The sequence below is a fragment of the Streptomyces sp. NPDC085946 genome (assembly GCF_044540485.1).
Taxonomy (GTDB): domain Bacteria; phylum Actinomycetota; class Actinomycetes; order Streptomycetales; family Streptomycetaceae; genus Streptomyces.
In genome coordinates, this window is sequence record NZ_JBITSF010000005.1 from 255396 (window position 1) to 274661 (window position 19266).

A 19266-nucleotide genomic window follows, 5' to 3' on the forward strand; every position below is an offset into this window, starting at 1 on the left:
GGGGTCTCCCCGGCCCCGCCCGCCCCGCTCCCTCCCCCCACACCACCCCCGTCCCCTCTTGCGCCCACCCCTCCCCCCGGGCGATACGCGTGCGAAGGAGCCCGCGATGAGCGACATGATCACGGCGGAACTGGTCGATCTCGACCTGTCCGCCGACACCAAGGAAGCGGCGGCGCGCACCCTCGCCGCACGCATGGTGGCCCTGGGCCGGGTGACCGACCTGGAGGGCTTCCTCGCCGACGTGGCCGCCCGCGAGGCCCAGATGCCGACCGGCCTCGACGGCGGCATCGGCATCCCGCACTGCCGCAGCGCGCACGTCACCGAACCGACGCTCGCCTTCGGGCGCAGCGCCGCCGGCATCGACTTCGGCGCGGCCGACGGCCCCGCCGACCTCGTCTTCCTCATCGCCGCCCCGGCCGGTGCCGACGACGCCCACCTGACGATCCTGTCGTCGCTGGCCCGGCAGCTGATGAACGCCGAGTTCACCGACGCGCTGCGGTCGGTGGGCGACACGGCGGCAGCGGCGGCGCTGATCCGCGGCGACGAGGCGCCCGGGGCGGCCGCCGGAACCGGCGAGCGTGCCTCCGCGGACACCCCCGAGGCCGGCCGGGACGTCCCCGAGGCCGACCAGGGCGTCCCCGAGGCCGGCCGGGGCGCCTCCGCAGGAAGCCAGGGCGCGACCGCGAGCGGCCAGGACGCCGCCGCGGCCGGTTCCGAGGACCCCGTGGCGTCGGCGGGAGCGGCCTCTCCCGCCGCCGCCACGGCCGGCACCGACACCGGGACCCCCGCCGCGGACCGTCCGTTCCGCATCGTCGCCGTCACCTCCTGCCCGACCGGCATCGCGCACACCTACATGGCGGCCGAGTCGCTGGAGAACGCCGGCCGCGAGGCGGGCGTCGAGATCGTCGTCGAGACGCAGGGCTCGGCCGGCTTCAACCGGCTCGACCCGGCCGTGATCGCGGCGGCGGACGGCGTGATCTTCGCGCACGACGTCGCCGTCCGGGAGAAGGACCGTTTCGCCGGGAAGCCCACCGTGGACACCGGCGTGAAGGCGGCCATCAACCGGCCCGCCGAGCTGATCGGCGAGGTGCGCGCCAAGGCGGAGCGCGGCGAGGCCACGGCCGCCAGGCCCGGCGGCACACCCGTCGAGCGCGCGGGCGAACCCGGCGAGGGCTACGGCAGCAAGCTGCGCAAGTGGCTGATGTCCGGCGTCAGTTACATGGTCCCGTTCGTCGCGGCGGGCGGTCTGCTGATCGCGCTCGGCTTCGCGATCGGCGGCTACCAGATCAACGAGGCCAAGCCGGTCACCGAGCACTTCGACTGGGGCCAGGTCGACAGCTGGGGCGCGCTGCTGTTCCAGATCGGCGCGGCGGCCTTCGCCTTCCTCGTCCCCGTCCTCGCCGGATACATCGCGTACGGCATGGCCGACCGGCCCGGTCTGGTGCCCGGCTTCGTCGGCGGTGCCATCTCCGTGACGATCGGCGCCGGCTTCCTCGGCGGCCTGGCGGCCGGTCTGATCGCCGGTGCCGTGGTGCTCGCGATCCAGCGGGTCGACATCCCGCCGGTCCTGCGCGGCATCATGCCGGTGGTGGTGATCCCGCTGATCTCCACGGCGGTCGTCGGGTTCCTGATGTTCGTGGTGATCGGCAAGCCGATCTCCGAGGCGCAGAAGGGCCTGACCGACTGGCTCAGCGGCCTGTCCGGCGCCAACGCCGTCCTGCTCGGCGTGCTGCTCGGCCTGATGATGTGCTTCGACCTCGGCGGCCCGGTCAACAAGGTCGCCTACACCTTCGCCACGGCCGGCATCGCGGTCGCCGACCCCAGCGACTCCGCCATGAAGATCATGGCCGCGGTGATGGCCGCCGGCATGGTCCCGCCGCTGGGCATGGCGCTGGCGACGACCGTCCGCAGGAAGCTGTTCACCCCCGCCGAGCAGGAGAACGGCAAGGCGGCCTGGGTGCTCGGGGCGTCCTTCATCTCCGAGGGCGCCATCCCGTTCGCCGCCGCCGACCCGCTGCGGGTCATCCCCGCCTCCATGGCGGGCGGCGCGGTCACCGGCGCCCTGACCATGGCCTTCGGTTCGACCCTGCGCGCCCCGCACGGCGGCATCTGGGTCACCTTCCTGATCGGCAAGCCGTTCCTCTACCTGCTGGCCATCGCGGCCGGTACGGCGGTCACGGCCGGCCTGGTCATCGTCCTGAAGGGGCTGCGCAAGACACAGCCGGGCACCGCGGCCGCGGGATCCGGGAAGGGCCCGGCGGCGCCGACGTCCGAGGCCAAGCAGCCGGTGGCGGCGTGAGGACCCGCAGGGCCTCCACGGTCCGGCCCGCCGGGCCTGCGAGATAGATCACGATCATCACGGTCCGGGGCGCCCGCCCCGGACCGTGAGGTGTACTGGGGCCATGCCTGAGCACGACTCGATCCTGCGGCTGACGGGTGTGGTCCTCCTCGCCCTGGCGGCCGGGGTCTGGAGCGTCGGCCTGGTCCGCGTCCTGCGCCGCGGCAGGGCCGAGACCTCCTGGCCGGTGCCCCGCCCCCTCACCGCCCTCCCGCCGCAGCGGCGGACCGGCCCCGCGCTGGAGGCCGTCGAACTGACCCCGGCGGAACGGTCCGCCTTCGCGAGCCTGGTGCAACGCCTCGACGAAGGACCCCGATCCGACGGGCCCGGGCGAGAGGGTCCGGCCCGCGGCTGAGATGCGCGAGAAGGGTCCCGCCGGGCGGCCCGGCCGCCCGGCCGGGGCACTGCCCCCGCGGCGCGGGACGCCGGTTCCCGGTCTCCGGCCCGGCGCGGAGGACGGTGTGCTGCCCCCGCGGCGAGGAACACCGGCTCCCGGCGATGCGGCGGCGGCAGCACACGCGCATCCCGGCGACGCGGTGCCGAGGGGCACGCCCCTCAGGACACCTGCGCCGCCCGCCGCTCCATCGCCTCCCGGGCCGTGTCCTCGGTGACGTACACCTCGCACATGTGCCGGCCGTCCGGCGTCGCCGTGTGCTCGACCTCCCACAAGGAGACCTCGCTGCCGTCACGCAGCAGGAACGCGTGCTCGTAGAGCGAGAAGGACAGCCCCGTCCGCTCCGCGCGGCGCGGGCGGCCGAAGGCCTGGGTGATCCGGTGCGCGCACGCCGTCGCCAGCAGCGCGGCCGTCTCGGCGCCCGGCCGGTCCGGGTTCTCCGCCCGGCGCAGTAAACGGCGCGCGTGGTCCGCCGAGTCGTCGGTCAGGTACGCGTGGCGGGGCGCGAGGACCGGTGACAGCTGCACCGTCACCGGCAGCTCGAAGGCCGGCGCGTCCGGCGGCAGCGGCAGCTGGGCCGTGGCGGCGCGCAGCTCCTCCTCGTCGGTGTACACCTCGTGCTGCGGCTCGCTGCCCGGGGCGGTGTTGTGGACGAGTTCCCAGAGGGTGAGCGCCGAGCCGTCGGCGAGCAGCCAGGTGTGCCGGTAGGTCTCCCGGTGCAGGCCCGCGCTGTGGTGCGCCGAGTGCAGCGAACTGTCGTACGCCAGCGCACAGTCCAGCCGCCGTATCGTCTCGTCGGGCAGTTCGAAGGAGTTCAGGGCACGGCCGAGGAGTCGCGCGAGGTGCTCCTCCGGAGGCTCGGGCGAGTCGGGTGGTTCGTACGCTGCCGTCTCGTACGGAACGCTCAAGGTTTCTCCCGGCGTTGCTGCATGTCACCTTGTGGGTGCATACCGTAGCCCCTCGGTCGGACATCATGCCCGGGAACCGAGAAAACGTACGCGGGGAAAACGTCCGGGCCGCGCGGAACGTTCCCGCGCGACCCGGCGCGTCGTCGAACGCTCCTGATCAGGAGCCGGTTCGGTGCCTCAGACGGCGCTGCCCGCGACCCACTCGCCCCACGGCAGGTTCCAGCCGTTGAGGCCGTTGTCGGGCGCCACCGTCTTGTCGGGGGAGTTCTTGACGATCACCACGTCCCCGACGAGCGAGTGGTCGTAGAACCACTTGGCGGGGGTGCTGCCCCGCGCGCCCTGCACGTCCTGCAGGCCCACGCAGCCGTGGCTGGTGCCCTGGCGGCCGAAGGGCGGGCTGCCCTTGCTGTACCAGTAGTTGCCGTGCAGGAAGGTCCCGGAGGTCGTCAGCCGCATCGCGTGCGGCACGTCCGGGATGTCGTACTCGCCGCCGAAACCGACCGTCGAGCCGTTCATCCGCGTCTGCACGAACTTCTCGGAGATCACCATCTGCCCGTTGTACGTCGGGGTGTCCGGGCTGCCCGCCGAGATCGGGACCGACTTGAGGGTCTTGCCGTCGCGCACGACCGTCATGGTCTGCGTGTTCACGTCGACGGTGGAGACCTGCGACCGGCCGACCGTGAAGGTGACCGTCTTCTTCTGCACCCCGTGGATCCCGTCGGCGCCCTGCACGCCGTCCAGGTCGATCTTCATCGTGACCTTGGAGCCGGCCTTCCAGTACTCCTCGGGGCGGAAGTCCAGCCGCTGCGCCCCGAACCAGTGCCCGACCACCTTCTGCCCGCTGCTGGAACGGACCGTGATGTGCGACTGCACGGCCTTCCGGTCGGTGATCGCCTTGTCGAAGGTGAACGACACCGGCATCCCGACGCCCACCGTGGCGCCGTTGTCCGGGGTGTACGTCCCGATGAAGCTGTTCGCCGGCGACACGGTCGTGAAGACCGAGTCGGCGGCGGCGGTACGGCCGTCCGAGTCCTTCGCGGTCGCCGATATCCGGTACTTCGTCCCGCGTTCCAGCTGCTCCTTCGGCTTCCACACGCTGCCGTCGGCGGACATCGCCCCCGGTACGGTCTCGTCCGTCTCCGCCACCGTCATCCGCACGCCGGTCAGCTTCCCGCCGCTGACCTTCACGCCCGTGCGGTTGATGGACGCGCCGGCCGAGCCGTCCTTCGCCGAGATGACGATCTTCGCGACGGACGTCCTGGCGGAGGAACCCCGGCCGCCCTCGTCGCCGTTCTCGGCACTGGCGCTGCCGCCGCAGGCGGTGAGCGTCAGCGCGCCGACCACCAAGCCGGCACAGGCCCCCAGTACGCGCCGCGCTGCAATGTCCGGCGTTGTCACGGGCTTCCCCCTCTTCGTGCGATGTGCGCGATCCGCTCCCGTACGCGGAGGAAGAGGGGTGCTGCGGCGGCTCGGGTTCCCGTCGGCCGCCCGGAACGCCGCCACGTGACAGAACCGGGACAATCGCACGGACACCCACCGGAACGGCCCCCTCGGGCGCCTTCCCGGACGTCGCCCGGGAAGGCGCCCCGGGCCGGTCACCCGCCGGCACGACCGGGCGCCCCGGCGCGTTCCCGGCACGTTCCCGTCAACGGCCCCCGTACAGCTCCCCGTACGACGGCCACGCCCCGCCCGGCCCGTCCACCGGCTCGGCGGCGCGCACCGCCCGGACGATCGCCCGGGTCACCACGTCCGCGCCCGCGGCGAGGATCTCGTTGAGGGCGAGCGGCCCGTCGCCGAGCGGGCGCCGCCCGGTCGCCAGCGTGAAGACGCTGTCCCCGTCGTTCAGCAGGTGCACCGGCCGCACCGCACGGGCGATGCCGTCGTGCGCGGTGCCGGCCAGCTTCCGCGCCTGGGCCTTGGACAGCTCCGCGTCGGTGGCGACCACGGCGAGCGTGGTGTTGAGCGGGGGAGGCGCGTTCCGCGCGGCGACCTCGTCGAGACGCCGGCGTGCCGCCTCGTGGACGTGCGCCTCCGGACAACGCACGCGCCCCTGGAAGAACTCCCCGTACAGCACCCCCGTTTCCGGATCCAGCGCCGACCCCACGGCATTGGCCACCACCAGGGCGGCCACCGTGATCCCCGAGTCGAGCACGGTGCTCGCGCTGCCCACGCCGCCCTTCAGCGCCCCGATCACCGCTCCGGTCCCGGCCCCGACGCACCCCTCGGCGACGGGCGCCCCGGGCTCGCCCGCCGCTGCGGCCTCCACCGCGGCCCGCCCGGTGGCCGCGTCCGGCCGGGCCCGGAAGTCGCCGCCCCGCCCCAGGTCGAAGACGCAGGCGGCGGGCACCACCGGCACGACGTGCAGCGGGTCCGCCCCGACGCGCACGCCCCGCCCCCGCTCCTCCAGCCAGGCCATCACCCCGGACGCCGCGTCCAGGCCGTACGCGCTGCCGCCCGTCAGCACGACCGCCTCGACCTTCTGCACGACGTTGCGCGGATCGAGGGCGTCGGTCTCCTTGGTGCCGGGCCCGCCCCCGCGCACGTCCACGGCGGCGACGGCCCCGCCCTCCGGGGCGAGCACGACCGTCGTGCCGGTGAGCCAACCGTCGCCGATGCGTGTCGCGTGCCCCACCCGCACACCCGGGACATCCGTCAGAGAGCCACCTGTCAGAGCGTCAACTGTCATGGCGCCAGTCTGGGCCAGGCGGCGGAGGCCGGTCCCGGCATCGGGACCGGGCGGCCGCGCCGCCCGCCGCGCTGAGGCCCTTCGCCGGGCCGTGCCGTCCCGCTGTGCCGTCCCGCCGGGCCGTGCCACCCCGCCGGATCGAGCGCCCTGCTGGGGCGAGCCGCCCTGCCGGATCGAGCCGCCCGGCTGGACGAGCCGCTCCGCAGCGGCGTGCCGTCCCGATGGGGCAGGCCACCCCGCGGGGCCAGGACGCCTTGCCGGGGCAGACCACCTTGCCGGATCAGCCACCCCGGCGGGTCAGGCCGCCCCGCTGAGCCGGTGAGGGCGGAGTGGGCCCGTACCCTGGACGCATGAGTACCGCCCCCGACCCCGAGCCGCGCGAGCCGAAGCCCGCCCTGTTCTTCGACGACCCGCTGGACCAGCAGTCCTCCGACGACACCGACCGCGGGTGGGGCGACCGTACGGACGGCGACGGCGCGTCCGACCTGAAGCGCTTCCTCGACGAGAAGCCGCCCCACCACCTGTAGGCAGCACCGGCGGGTACGGGGTGGTCCGCCCACCCGCCGGCCCGGGCCGTCACTGCCGGTCGTGCCCCGAGCCGCGCTGGGCGACCAGGGCGTCCCGGATCTCCTTGAGCACCTCCAGCTCGGTCACCTCGACGATCTCCTTCGTGCCCTCGCGCTCCCTGCGGCGGGCCTCCTGCCGGGCCAGGTACTTGGACATGGGCAGGACCATCAGGAAGTAGACGACCGCCGCGGTGATCACGAAGGTGAGGGTCGCGCCGAGGACGGATCCCCACATGATCGGGATACCGCTCGTCACCGTGCCGTCGGCGGCCACCTTGCAGGGGTCCTTCAGGCAGGAGCGGTAGTTGTCGAGGCTTTTGGTGCCGACCGCTCCGACCAGCGGATTGATGATCCCCTTCACCACCGAGTTCACGATGTTGGTGAAGGCGGCGCCGATCACCACCGCCACGGCCAGATCGACGACGTTCCCGCGCATCAGGAAGGCCTTGAAGCCCTGCAGGACGCTCGGTTCCTTCTTCTCGTTCACCTCGGGGCCTCTCCTCGCGTACACAGGTTGTGGAGCAAAACGCTCCGCAACCTACGTCACCGTGGGGCCGACCAGCGCAACCGGATCCCCCCGACGAGGGACTTGACCGCGGGGCCGTCGATGCCCTGGTCACCACAGCGTCACCGCCAGCCGTGCCGTGGCGCCGGCGCCCGCGAGGCGCGCCGCCGTGGAGCGCGGTACCGACAGGACCACCAGCGCCCCGCCGTCGCCCGCCCCCTCCAGAGGCGGGGGCACCTTCGTCACCCGGGCCCCCCGTGCGACCACGCGCGCCTCGCCGCCGGTCACCGTCTCCTCGGCGGCGATGACGTCGACCCGGTCACCGGGCCGCAGCAGCCGGACCGTGGCCGCGTCGGCGATCCGCACGGGCGCGGTCACCTTCGCCGCCGGCCGGCGGGGACGTGCGGCAGGCCCGCCCGCCGCGGACGACGCGGCACGGGTGGCCGTCGGCCCGTGCGGATGCCCGCGCGCCCGGTCGGCGTCCTCCGGGGCGGCCGCGAGCAGGGCCGCCGCGGTGACGGCGAGCCCGGCCGCCACGGCCCGCCCGCGGTGGCGCACCAGACGCCCCGGACCGTGCCGCCCGCCCCGCACGCGCACGGGGGCGAAGCCGGGCACCTCCCGGGTGGGAGGAACGTCCGCGCCCGGCGGGTACGGCACGGAGCGGGCGGGAGCCGATGGCGGGGTGACAGAAGAGGAAGGGGAAGCGGGGGCGGAAGAGGAGGGAGAAGGGGACACGGGAGGAGACAGGAAAAAGGGGGAGAGGGAAGGGGAGAGCAGCGACACGCGAACCACCACCTGCGACGAGGGACCGACCGGCGAGCCCGCGAAGGGCTCGCGACCCCCACGATGCGGCCTTCCGCCGTCGCCCGCCGCGGCCTGTGGACACGGTCGGCGGTTGTGGACAACCCCCTCACCCGAAGGTGCGGTTCCGCCTCACTCCGGCACGCCTCACCCCGGCACGCTCCACCCCACCCGGCACGCCTCACCCCGAGACGTCTCGCCCCACCCCGAGACGTCCCGCCACGCCCTGCCTACGGCAGCGCGAACCCCGGATCCATCCCGCCCAGCGCCGTCGCACACAGACAGTCCCGCTCCGCCGTCGCCGGCAGCGCCGCCACCGCGTCGAACAGCACCCCCCGCATCCGGTCCACGTTCGCCGCGAACACCCGCAGCACCTCCTCGTGGGAGACGCCCTCGCCGGTCTCGGCGCCCGCGTCGAGGTCGGTGACCAGGGTCAGCGACGTGTAGCAGAGCTCCAGCTCGCGGGCGAGCGCGGCCTCCGGGTGCCCGGTCATGCCGACCACCGACCAGCCCTGCGCCTGGTGCCACAACGATTCCGCACGGGTGGAGAAGCGCGGCCCCTCCACCACGACCAGCGTGCCGCCGTCGACCGGCTCCCAGTCCCGCCCGCGCGCCGCCTTCAGCGCGACGGTCCGCCCGGCGGGGCAGTAGGGGTCGGCCAGCGAGACGTGCACGACGTTCGGCACCGTGCCGTCCGGCAGCGGCAGCCCGTCGAAGTAGGAGTTCGCCCGGGACTTGGTCCGGTCGACGAGCTGGTCCGGCACCAGCAGGGTGCCGGGGCCGTACTCGGGGCGCAGGCCGCCCACCGCGCACGGGCCGAGGATCTGGCGCACGCCGACCGAGCGCAGGGCCCACAGGTTGGCCCGGTAGTTGATGCGGTGCGGCGGCAGGTGGTGGCCGCGGCCGTGCCGGGGGAGGAAGGCGACCCGCCGGCCGGCGACCTCGCCGAGGAAGAGGGAGTCGCTGGGCGGCCCGTACGGGGTGTCCACCCGGACCTCGGTCACGTCGTCGAGGAACGAGTAGAAACCGGAGCCGCCGATCACGCCGATCTCGGCGTTCGCCTTGTTCGCCATGGTCCGCACCCTAACCGCATCCGCGGACGCCGAAGACCCCGCCGCCGGAGGGCGACAGGGTCTCGTGAGAGATCGGCGCGATACGCCTGCACGGGCCGGCGGTGAGCATCCGCACGGACCGGCAGGGAGCCCGCACGGACTGCGGACAAGGCCTGTACGAACCGCGGACAGCGCCCGCGCGAACCGCCAGGCAGCGCCCGCAGGAACCACGGACAGCACCCGCGCGAACCGGCGGGCAGCGCCCGCAGGAACCACGGACAGCACCCGCGCGAACCGCCAGGCAGCGCCCGCAGCAGTCGGTCCCGCGCGGTCGGCGGCCCGCCGCAGCGGGCCGGAGCTACGCCGCGGTGCTGCTGCCGGCCGAGCTGCTGGAGCCGGACGACGAGGACGAGCTGCCGGAGCTCGACGCGGCGGAGTCCGAGGACGACGAGGTCGTGCTCGACGACTTCGACGAGGCCGGGGAGCTGCTCGACGAGGAGCCGCGGCTGTCGTTGCGGTAGAAGCCGGAGCCCTTGAAGACGATGCCGACCGCCGAGAACACCTTCTTCAGGCGCCCCTTGCAGCTCGGGCACTCCGTGAGGGCGTCGTCGGTGAACTTCTGCACCGCCTCGAGGCCTTCGCCGCACTCGGTGCACTGGTACTGGTAGGTCGGCACTGTCTTCCTCCTGGCACTCTCACTCAATGAGTGCTAACGACGATCCATAGTGACCTATTCCGCGCCCTCAGTCCACTGCCACCGGCACGCGGTGACCGACGCCACGCGCGACGGTACGGCCCCCGGGGCCCGCCGCCAGCCGCGAACGCAGTGCCACCAGGGTGACCAGAGCGAGCAGTGTGCCGCCCATCGGCACCAGGAAACCGGCCCCGGTCCACCAGCGGTCCTCCAGCTGGCCGGCGACCGTCACGGCGGCCGCCTGCCCCAGTGCCACCGCACCGGTCAGCCAGGTGAACGCCTCGGTGCGGGCCCCGGCCGGCACCAGGTCCTCGACCAGGGTGTAGCCGGTGATCAGGGAGGGCGCGATGCACATGCCGACGAGCAGGCCGAGCCCGGCCAGCACCGGCACCGAGTGCGCGGCCCACAGGCCGGAGGCGGCCAGGGCGAGGGCGGCGTAGCCGACGACCAGGCGCTGCCGGGGGGCCGCCTTCCAGGCGACGGCGCCGCAGACCAGGCCGGCGAGCATGTTGCCGGCGGCGAAGACGCCGTACAGGACGCCGTTCAGGCCGGGCTCGCCGATCGACTCGGTGAACGCGGCCAGCGAGACCTGCATGCCGCCGAAGACCGACCCGATGCCCAGGAACGTCACGATCAGCACGCGCACCCCGGGGACGCGCAGCGCGGAGACGTGCTCGACGCGCGCGTGCCCGGCGGTCGCGGTGACCGGCGGCTGGGTGCGCTTCTGCGCGGCGAACAGCAGACCGCCGAGCAGGGTCAGCGAGGCCTCCGTCACCAGGCCGGCGGCCGGGTGCGCGGCGGTGCACAGGGCGGTGGCCAGCAGCGGGCCGACGACGAAGGTCAGCTCGTCCGTGACGGACTCGAAGGCCGCCGCCGTGGTCATCAGGGGGGAGTCCTTGAGGGTGACGCCCCAGCGGGCCCGCACCATGGGGCCGATCTGCGGCACCGAGGCGCCCGTCGGCACGGCCGCCGCGAACAGCGCCCACAGGGGCGCGTCCGCCAGCGCCAGCGCCGTCAGGGTCAGCCCGGACACGGCGTGCAGCAGGATGCCGGGGACCAGGACGGCGCGCTGCCCGTAGCGGTCGGCCAGGCGTCCGCTGTAGGGCGCGAACAGCGCCATCGAGACGCCGGTGACGGCCGCGGCGGCGCCCGCCGCGCCGTAGGAGCCGGTGGTGTGCTGGACGAGCAGCACGATGGAGATCGTCAGCATCGCGAACGGCTGGCGCGCCGCGAAGCCGGGGAGCAGGAACGTCCAGGCGCCGCGGGTGCGCAGCAGCTGTCCGTAGCCCGGGCGGGAGGGCGCCGCCGAGTTCTTCGACGGAGTGACCGTGGATGCCACGGCCCGTGCCTTTCTGCCGCCTGGTAGCGCGGCCCGTTCACGTCACGGGCGCGCCGAGAGCTGTCCTCTTGCGCGGACTGCGGTAGATACCGGCGCCCGCTGAGTCGAGGAGGGGCGTCCCGGCCGCCATACGGTCGCGCCAGCTCTGCATCAGGCAGAGTTGGTTCGATCTGGGTGACGCCTGCATCTTACAGGAAACACATTCGACACACCTGTGAAACCGAGCACCATGTGCGCTCCGACCTGCGGTTACTCCTGCGCCCCGTTGACGCCCAGCCACCCGGCGAGCTTGCCGCCCCGGCCGACCGCGCGCAGCCGCCGCTCCGCCGCGTCCCGCACCGGGTCCGTGGCGACCACCAGGAGCTCGTCCCCGCGCCGCAGCACCGTCGTGGGCAGGGGCACGAAGGACCGTCCGTCCCGGACGACGAGGGTGACGGCGGCCCCGGAGGGCAGCCGCAGCTCGTGCACCTCGACGCCGTGCATCCTGGAGCCCTCGGGGATCGCGACCGACAGCAGGTGCCCGCGCAGCCGCTCCAGGGGCGCCGACTCGATGCCGAGGTCGGCGGCCTCCTGGTCGTCCCCCAGGTGCAGCCGTCGGGCCAGCCACGGCAGCGTCGGCCCCTGGATCAGGGTGTAGACGACGACCAGGACGAAGACGATGTTGAAGATCCGGCGGCTGGCCTCGACGCCCTGCACCATCGGGATGGTCGCCAGGATGATGGGCACGGCCCCGCGCAGCCCGGCCCAGGACATCAGGGCCTGCTCCTGCCACGGCACCCGGAAGGGCACCAGGCACAGCACCACGCTGAGCGGACGCGCCACCATGGTCAGCACCAGCCCGATGACGAGCGCGGGCACGATGTCGTCGCCCAGCTCGTGCGGGGTGACCAGCAGTCCGAGCAGGACGAACATGCCGATCTGGGCGATCCAGCCCAGTCCGTCGGCGAACCCGCGGGTGGCGGGCCAGTGCGGCAGCCTGGCGTTGCCCAGCACCATGGAGGCGAGGTAGACGGCGAGGAAGCCGCTGCCGTGGGCCAGGGCGCCCACCGCGTAGGCGGCGACGGCGATCGCCATGACGGCGATCGGGTAGAGGCCGGAGGCGGGCAGCGCCACGTGCCGCAGCCCCCACACGCCCAGCCAGCCGACCGCGAGCCCGATGGCCGCGCCGATGACCAGCTCCAGGGCGATCTCGCCGAGCAGGACGTACCAGTGGTGCACCGGGCCGGCCGTGGAGAAGGCGACCACCAGGATGACCACCGGGGCGTCGTTGAAGCCGGACTCGGCCTCCAGGGTGCCCGTCACGCGCGCGGGGAGCGGTATTTTCCGCAGCACCGAGAAGACGGCCGCCGCGTCGGTGGAGGACACCACCGCGCCGATGATGAGCGCCTGGCGCCACTCCAGCCCGATCAGGTAGTGCGCGGCCACCGCCGTGACGCCCACGCTCACCGCGACCCCGGCCAGGGCCAGCACCGAGGCGGCCGGCAGGGCGGGTCTGATCTCCTTCCACTTCGTGCCGAGACCGCCCTCGGCCAGGATCACGACCAGGGCCGCGTAGCCGATGACCTGGGTCAGTTCGGCGTTGTCGAAGTGGATGCCGCCGATGCCGTCCTGGCCCATGAGCACGCCGATGCCCAGGTAGACGAGCAGGCTGGGGAGCCCGCTGCGCGAGGAGATCCGGACCGCTGCGACGGCGACGAGCAGGACGATCGAGCAGACGAGCAGGAGCTGGTTGAGGTGGTGAACAGTCAGCGGCCGATTCCTTCCCTGGCTCGCACGCACGCGCGCGGGAGCTCACGTATCACGTACATCGCACACGAAGTCGTCATGCTTCGCGGCAAACTACTTCGTTACCTTACCTAACTCTTGACTGTTTCTTGACACTCGACAGGGCAAGATCGAACGCTCGTACGCGCCGGTTCCCCACTCCGCGTCAAGTGGCGTCGGCCCCTGCGCCTATCGTTGCTCCAGCGCTCAGTTAAAAGCACAGCCGAACCTGCCGCTCGCGTTAGGACAGCAAGGACAGCGATGCCCCCCAACACCACCGCCTCCACGGGTCAGCAGCCCGGCAAGTCCGGCAGGAAGAAGGGGCGCAAAGCCCGTCTGATCGTGTTCGTACTGGTGCTGGCCCTCGTCGGCGGCGTCGCCTACGGGGCCTACTGGTCCATCAGCACCGTCCGTGCCTCCTTCCCGCAGACCAAGGGCTCGATCACGCTCGACGGCCTGTCGGGCCCCGTCGACGTCAAGCGCGACGGCTACGGCATCCCGCAGATCTACGCCTCGTCCGACGAGGACCTGTTCATGGCGCAGGGCTACGTCCAGGCGCAGGACCGGTTCTACGAGATGGACGTGCGCCGCCACATGACCGCCGGGCGCCTGTCGGAGATGTTCGGCAAGGGCCAGGTGGACAACGACGAGTTCCTGCGCACCCTGGGCTGGGACCGGATCGCCAGGCAGGAGTACGACACCAAGCTGTCGGCCGCCACCAAGAAGTACCTCCAGGCGTACGCCAAGGGGGTCAACGCCTACCTGGCGGGCAAGCAGGGCGAGGAGATCTCCCTGGAGTACGCGGCGCTCGGGTTCACCAACGACTACAAGCCGCAGAAGTGGACCCCGGTCGACTCCGTCTCCTGGCTGAAGGCGATGGCGTGGGACCTGCGCGGCAACATGCAGGACGAGATCGACCGCGCCCTGCTGACCAGCCGCCTCGGCCCGAAGCAGATCGCCGACCTGTACCCGGAGTACCCGTACAGCCGCAACAAGGCGATCGTGCAGGAGGGCCAGTACAGCGAGCTCACGCAGACGTTCGAGGCGGACGGCGCCGGCGCCGGCAGCGGGACGAGCGGCTCCTCCGCGGGGACCGGCACAGGGACGGGCACCGGCACCGGCACTGGGACGGGCACCGGCACCGGGACGGGCACCGGCACCGGCACCGGCACGGACTCCGGCGCCTCCGCTCTCCAGAGCCAGCTGACGGGCCTGTACAAGGAGCTGGACGACCTGCCCGCCGCCGTCGGCGTGAACGGCAACGGCATCGGCTCGAACTCCTGGGTGATCGGCGGCGAGCACACCATCACCGGCAAGCCGCTGCTGGCCAACGACCCGCACCTGTCGGCCGCGCTGCCGTCCGTCTGGTACCAGATGGGCCTGCACTGCCGCAGCGTCTCGGCCACGTGCCGGTACGACGTCACCGGCTACACCTTCGCCGGCATGCCCGGGGTGATAATCGGCCACAACCAGGACATCTCCTGGGGCATGACCAACTCCGGCGTCGACGTCACCGACCTGTACCTGGAGAAGATCAGCGGCGACGGCTACCTGTACGACGGCAAGGTCAAGCCCTTCGCCACCCGCGAGGAGACCATCAAGGTCGCCGGCGGCACGCCGAAGAAGATCGTCGTCCGGGAGACCAACAACGGCCCGCTGCTCTCCGACCGTTCCGACGACCTCGTCCGGGTCGGCCGGAAGGCCGCCGTCGACACCGCCGCCCCCGACCGCGGCGACGGCTACGGCGTGTCCCTGCGCTGGACCGCGCTCCAGCCCGGCACCACCATGGACGCCGTCTTCGCCATGAACCGGGCGAAGAACTTCAGCGACTTCCGCAAGGCGGCCGCGCTGTTCGAGGTGCCCTCGCAGAACCTGGTCTACGCCGACACCGAGAACCACATCGGCTACACGCTGCCCGGCCGGATCCCCACGCGCGCCGAGGGCCACGACGGCTCCGTCCCGGCGCCGGGCTGGGACCCGGCGTACCGCTGGACCGGCTACATCGAGCAGGACGAGCTGCCCTACGAGTACGACCCGGAGCGCGGCTACATCGTCACCGCCAACCAGGCCGTGGTCGACAAGGACTACCCCTACACGCTCACCACGGACTGGGGCTACGGCACCCGCAGCCAGCGCATCACCGACCTGATCCAGTCGAAGATCAAGGACGGCGGCAAGATCTCCACCGACGACATGCGCCAGATGCAGCTCGACAACAGCAGCGAGATCGCCAAGCTGCTGGTGCCGCAGCTGCTGAAGATCGACCCGGACGACAAGGACGTGCGGGAGGCGCAGAAGCTGCTGGAGGGCTGGGACTACACCCAGGACGCCGACTCGGCGGCCGCCGCCTACTTCAACTCCGTCTGGCGCAACATCCTGAAGCTGGCCTTCGGCAACAAGCTGCCCAAGGAGCTGCGGGTCAAGGGCCAGTGCCTGTGGGTCGAGCCGGTGAACACCACCGGGCCCGCCGACGAGGCCGACAAGGTCCGCGAGTGCGGCCTGCGCGACGCCGACCAGGCGCAGCCCGACGGCGGCGACCGCTGGTTCGAGGTGGTCCGCCGCCTGATGGCCGACGAGGACAGCGACTGGTGGACGACGTCCAAGGCCGGCACCCGGCCGGACGCGCGGACCCGGGACGAGCTGTTCAAGCGCGCCCTGATCGACGCCCGCTGGGAGCTGACGGCCAAGCTCGGCAAGGACATCGACTCCTGGAGCTGGGGCCGGCTGCACCGCCTGTTCCTGAAGAACCAGACCCTGGGCGCCGAGGGCCCCGGCTTCGTGAAGTACGTCCTCAACCGCGGTCCCTGGAAGCTGAGCGGCGGCGAGGCCGCGGTCAACGCGACCGGCTGGAACGCCGCCGGGGGCTACGGCGTCGTGTGGGTGCCGTCGATGCGGATGGTGGTCAACCTCGGCGACCTCGACAAGTCGCGGTGGATCAACCTCACCGGCGCCTCCGGGCACGCCTACAACGCCCACTACGTCGACCAGACGGACAAGTGGGCCGACGGCGAACTGCTGCCGTGGGCGTACTCCGACAAGGCGGTCGACGACAGCACCAGCGACACCCTGGTGCTCCGTCCCTGACCCCGGCCCGCTGACGGAAACGGCCTCCACGCGCGCGTGGAGGCCGTTTCCCGTTCCCGGCCGTCCTCAGCGGAAGCGCCGCACCCCCGACGGCGTCACCACGGCGTGCACCGGCCGGTCGTGCGGCTCCGCGGGCACGCGCGCGACCACCTCCGCGTCGTACAGCAGCACCACCAGGGCGGGATCGGCGCCCGCCCGTTCCAGCCGCGCGAGGACCCGGTCGTAGGACCCTCCGCCCCGCCCGAGCCGCATCCCGCGCGCGTCGACCGCCAGGCCCGGCAGCAGCACGGCGTCGGCGGCCGTCACGGCGTCCGGCCCCAGCCGCTCCCCGGCCGGCTCGAAGAGGGCCATCCTGCCGCCGTGTTGCACGCGCGCGAGGGAGCCCTCCCCGGCGTACGCGCCCCAGTCCAGGTCGTTGTCGGGCAGCAGCACCGGCAGCAGGACGCGCACGCCCCGCGCGCGCAGCGCGTCCAGCAGCGCGAGCGTGCCGGGCTCGCTCCCCACGGAGACGTACGCCGCCACCGTGCGCGCATGCGCCAACTCGGTGAGGGCGAGCGCCCCGCGGGCCAGCGCGGCGGCGGATTCCCGCACGTCACCGGGCGTCAACCTGTTCCTCACCGCGAGGATCTCCCGCCGCAACTCCCGCTTGTCAGGCTCGTCCGTGCGTCCGTCGTGTCTCAAACTCGTTCCCGTACCGTTCTCGTACCGTTTCAATCCGCTCATATGAGAGTGAAATAACCGGAGCCTCAGATTCTCTGTAAAGGCACCGGATAAGGTGTCGGGCATGAGCCAGTCGCACCCTCGGATCAGCAAGGCTGTCATCCCCGCAGCAGGCCTCGGCACCCGGTTCCTGCCGGCCACCAAGGCCACTCCCAAGGAGATGCTGCCGGTCGTCGACAAGCCGGCGATCCAGTACGTGGTCGAGGAGGCCGTCGCCGCCGGTCTCGATGACGTCCTCATGGTCACGGGCCGCAACAAGCGCCCCCTGGAGGACCACTTCGACCGCAACTACGAGCTCGAGTCCGCCCTGGAGAAGAAGGGCGACGCGGAGCGCCTGGCCAAGGTCCAGGAGTCCAGCGACCTCGCCACCCTGCACTACGTCCGCCAGGGCGACCCCAAGGGCCTCGGTCACGCGGTGCTGTGCGCGGCCCCGCACGTCGGCGACGAGCCCTTCGCCGTCCTCCTCGGCGACGACCTGATCGACCCGCGCGACCCGCTGCTCCGGCGCATGGTCGAGGTCCAGGAGCAGCACGGCGGCAGCGTCGTCGCGCTCATGGAGGTCGCCCCCGAGCAGATCCACCTCTACGGGTGCGCGGCGGTGGAGACCACCGAGGACAGCGACGTCGTCAAGGTCGGCGGACTGGTCGAGAAGCCGGACGCGGCCGACGCCCCGTCCAACTACGCGATCATCGGGCGCTACGTCCTGGACCCGCACATCTTCGACATACTGCGGCGGACCGAGCCGGGCCGCGGCGGCGAGATCCAGCTGACCGACGCCCTCCAGCAGCTCGCCGCCGACGAGAAGATCGGCGGCCCGGTGCACGGCGTCGTCTTCAAGGGCCGCCGCTATGACACCGGCGACCGCGGCGACTACCTGCGTGCCATTGTCAGGCTCGCGTGCGAACGTGAGGATCTGGGACCGGACTTCCGGACCTGGCTCCGCCGTTACGTCACCGAGGAGATGCAGCAACTTTGAGCACCGCCGCGCCCCGCACCCCAGGCCCGGACCACCTCTGGTCGGTGGACGAGCACCTGGAGGACGTCCTCGCGACCGTCCGCCCCCTCGAACCCATCGAACTGAACCTCCTCGACGCCCAGGGCTGCGTCCTGGTCGAGGACGTCACGGTGCCGGTCTCCCTGCCGCCGTTCGACAACAGCTCCATGGACGGGTACGCGGTGCGGGTCGCGGACGTGGCGGGCGCGAGCGAGGAGTTCCCGGCGGTCCTGGAGGTCGTCGGGGACATTGCGGCGGGCCAGGCCGGACTGCTCCACGTGGGCCCCGGCCAGGCCGCCCGCATCATGACCGGCGCCCCGCTGCCGTCCGGCGCCGAGACCGTCGTGCCCGTCGAGTGGACCGACGGCGGGCTCGGCGAGGGCCCGGTGAGCGGCATGCGCGCCCGCAGCCTCGCCCCGGAGGGCGCCGAGGGGCATGTGCACGTGTACCGCTCCGCCGCGGCACGCGCGCACGTGCGCGCCCAGGGCAGCGACGTCAGGGCCGGCGAGCGCGCCCTGGAGGCGGGCACCGTCCTCGGCCCGCCGCAGATCGCCCTGCTCGCCGCGATCGGCCGCGGCACGGTCCGCGTCCGCCCGCGCCCGCGCGTGGTCGTGCTCTCCACCGGCAGCGAACTGGTCCCGCCCGGCGAGCAGCTGGGCAGCGGCCAGATCCACGACTCCAACAGCTTCGCCCTCACCGCCGCCGCCCGCGACGCCGGCGCCCTCGCCTACCGGGTGGGCGCCGTCCCCGACGACGCCGAGACGCTGCGCTCCACCATCGAGGACCAGCTCGTCCGCGCCGACCTCCTGGTCACCACCGGCGGGGTGAGCGTCGGGGCGTACGACGTCGTCAAGGAGGCCCTCGCGCACGTCGGCGACGAGGACGAGCCGGGCAGCGGCGTGGAGTTCCGCAGGCTCGCCATGCAGCCGGGCAAGCCCCAGGGCTTCGGCTGCATCGGCCCCGACCACACGCCCCTGCTGGCCCTGCCCGGCAACCCGGTCTCCTCGTACGTCTCCTTCGAGCTGTTCGTCCGCCCCGCGATCCGCACCCTGATGGGGCTGGAGGACGTCCACCGGCCCCGGACCCGGGCCACCCTGACCGCCGACAAGGCGCTGACCTCGCCGAAGGGCCGCCGTCAGTTCCTGCGCGGCACGTACGCCGACGGCGCGGTCCGCCCGGTCGGCGGCGCCGGTTCCCACCTGGTCGCCGCCCTCGCGCACGCCGACGCGCTGATCGTCGTCCCCGAGGACGTCGAGTCCGTGGAGCCCGGCACCGAGGTCGAGGTCGTCCTGCTCGGCTGAGCCGGGGCGCTCGCGGGGCGCTCGCAGAGCGGTCCTGCCCGGCTGGGCGCCCCCGGTTGGCGGTACCGTGTCGCGCACAGCAGGCCCGTGCGCCGTACCGCGACGGGCCCGGACCGGGAG

16 protein-coding genes are annotated in these 19266 nt (G+C 73.0%); 6 read left to right on the forward strand and 10 right to left on the reverse strand.

Features of this window, described 5'->3' with window-relative positions; all coding sequences use genetic code 11:
* The first annotated feature begins 106 nt into the window (after nt 1–106).
* On the forward strand, nt 107–2299 hold the full coding sequence (locus ACIF8T_RS13425) for a fructose-specific PTS transporter subunit EIIC (RefSeq protein ID WP_400034383.1): 2193 nt from the start codon (nt 107–109) through the stop codon (nt 2297–2299).
* Between the two features lie 103 nt (nt 2300–2402).
* Entirely contained in the window at nt 2403–2693 is a 291-nt protein-coding gene (locus ACIF8T_RS13430; RefSeq protein ID WP_400034385.1) for a hypothetical protein, read from the forward strand.
* Nucleotides 2694–2893: 200 nt separating this feature from the next.
* Here the strand turns inward: ACIF8T_RS13430 and ACIF8T_RS13435 are convergent, their stop codons facing one another.
* The 3 genes from ACIF8T_RS13435 to ACIF8T_RS13445 form a co-directional block, all read right to left on the reverse strand.
* Nucleotides 2894–3640: a DUF6227 family protein gene (locus ACIF8T_RS13435; RefSeq protein ID WP_400034387.1), complete on the reverse strand. Its 747-nt coding sequence runs from the start codon at nt 3638–3640 to the stop codon at nt 2894–2896.
* Between the two features lie 177 nt (nt 3641–3817).
* Entirely contained in the window at nt 3818–5038 is a 1221-nt protein-coding gene (locus tag ACIF8T_RS13440; protein WP_400034389.1) for an Ig-like domain-containing protein, read from the reverse strand.
* 247 nt (nt 5039–5285) lie between these two features.
* Nucleotides 5286–6326 (reverse strand): P1 family peptidase, encoded by a 1041-nt coding sequence (locus tag ACIF8T_RS13445; protein ID WP_400034391.1) that lies wholly within the window; start codon nt 6324–6326, stop codon nt 5286–5288.
* A gap of 350 nt (nt 6327–6676) precedes the next feature.
* Here ACIF8T_RS13445 and ACIF8T_RS13450 point away from each other — a divergent pair, with 350 nt between their 5' ends.
* Entirely contained in the window at nt 6677–6853 is a 177-nt protein-coding gene (locus ACIF8T_RS13450) for a hypothetical protein (RefSeq protein WP_400034393.1), read from the forward strand.
* 49 nt (nt 6854–6902) lie between these two features.
* On the opposite strand, the gene mscL is transcribed toward ACIF8T_RS13450, so the two are convergent.
* The 6 genes from mscL to ACIF8T_RS13480 all read right to left on the reverse strand — a co-directional run bounded on the left by mscL (nt 6903) and on the right by ACIF8T_RS13480 (nt 13062).
* Nucleotides 6903–7379 (reverse strand): large conductance mechanosensitive channel protein MscL, encoded by a 477-nt coding sequence (mscL, locus tag ACIF8T_RS13455; RefSeq protein ID WP_400034395.1) that lies wholly within the window; start codon nt 7377–7379, stop codon nt 6903–6905.
* A gap of 129 nt (nt 7380–7508) precedes the next feature.
* Nucleotides 7509–8054, reverse strand: coding sequence for a hypothetical protein (locus ACIF8T_RS13460; protein WP_400034397.1), 546 nt, complete (start codon nt 8052–8054; stop codon nt 7509–7511).
* A 374-nt stretch (nt 8055–8428) separates the two neighbouring features.
* Nucleotides 8429–9271: an S-methyl-5'-thioadenosine phosphorylase gene (locus ACIF8T_RS13465; RefSeq protein ID WP_400034399.1), complete on the reverse strand. Its 843-nt coding sequence runs from the start codon at nt 9269–9271 to the stop codon at nt 8429–8431.
* Between the two features lie 337 nt (nt 9272–9608).
* Nucleotides 9609–9926, reverse strand: coding sequence for an FmdB family zinc ribbon protein (locus ACIF8T_RS13470; RefSeq protein WP_400034401.1), 318 nt, complete (start codon nt 9924–9926; stop codon nt 9609–9611).
* 67 nt (nt 9927–9993) lie between these two features.
* Nucleotides 9994–11283 (reverse strand): MFS transporter, encoded by a 1290-nt coding sequence (locus tag ACIF8T_RS13475; protein WP_400034403.1) that lies wholly within the window; start codon nt 11281–11283, stop codon nt 9994–9996.
* A gap of 249 nt (nt 11284–11532) precedes the next feature.
* Nucleotides 11533–13062, reverse strand: coding sequence for a potassium/proton antiporter (locus ACIF8T_RS13480; protein WP_400034405.1), 1530 nt, complete (start codon nt 13060–13062; stop codon nt 11533–11535).
* Nucleotides 13063–13308: 246 nt separating this feature from the next.
* On the opposite strand from ACIF8T_RS13480, the gene ACIF8T_RS13485 reads away from it, so the two are divergent.
* A complete protein-coding gene (locus ACIF8T_RS13485) occupies nt 13309–16131 on the forward strand; it encodes a penicillin acylase family protein (protein ID WP_400034407.1) in 2823 nt (940 codons plus the stop codon).
* Nucleotides 16132–16197: 66 nt separating this feature from the next.
* Here the strand turns inward: ACIF8T_RS13485 and ACIF8T_RS13490 are convergent, their stop codons facing one another.
* A complete protein-coding gene (locus ACIF8T_RS13490; RefSeq protein WP_400034409.1) occupies nt 16198–16812 on the reverse strand; it encodes a 5-formyltetrahydrofolate cyclo-ligase in 615 nt (204 codons plus the stop codon).
* Between the two features lie 103 nt (nt 16813–16915).
* On the opposite strand from ACIF8T_RS13490, the gene galU reads away from it, so the two are divergent.
* Nucleotides 16916–17827 carry a UTP--glucose-1-phosphate uridylyltransferase GalU gene (gene galU, locus ACIF8T_RS13495; protein WP_400034411.1) on the forward strand — a complete coding sequence of 304 codons (912 nt, stop codon included), beginning with the start codon at nt 16916–16918 and terminating at the stop codon, nt 17825–17827.
* On the forward strand, nt 17824–19146 hold the full coding sequence (gene glp / locus ACIF8T_RS13500; protein ID WP_400034413.1) for a gephyrin-like molybdotransferase Glp: 1323 nt from the start codon (nt 17824–17826) through the stop codon (nt 19144–19146). Before galU ends, glp begins: the two co-directional genes overlap by 4 nt.
* Nucleotides 19147–19266: the final 120 nt, after the last annotated feature.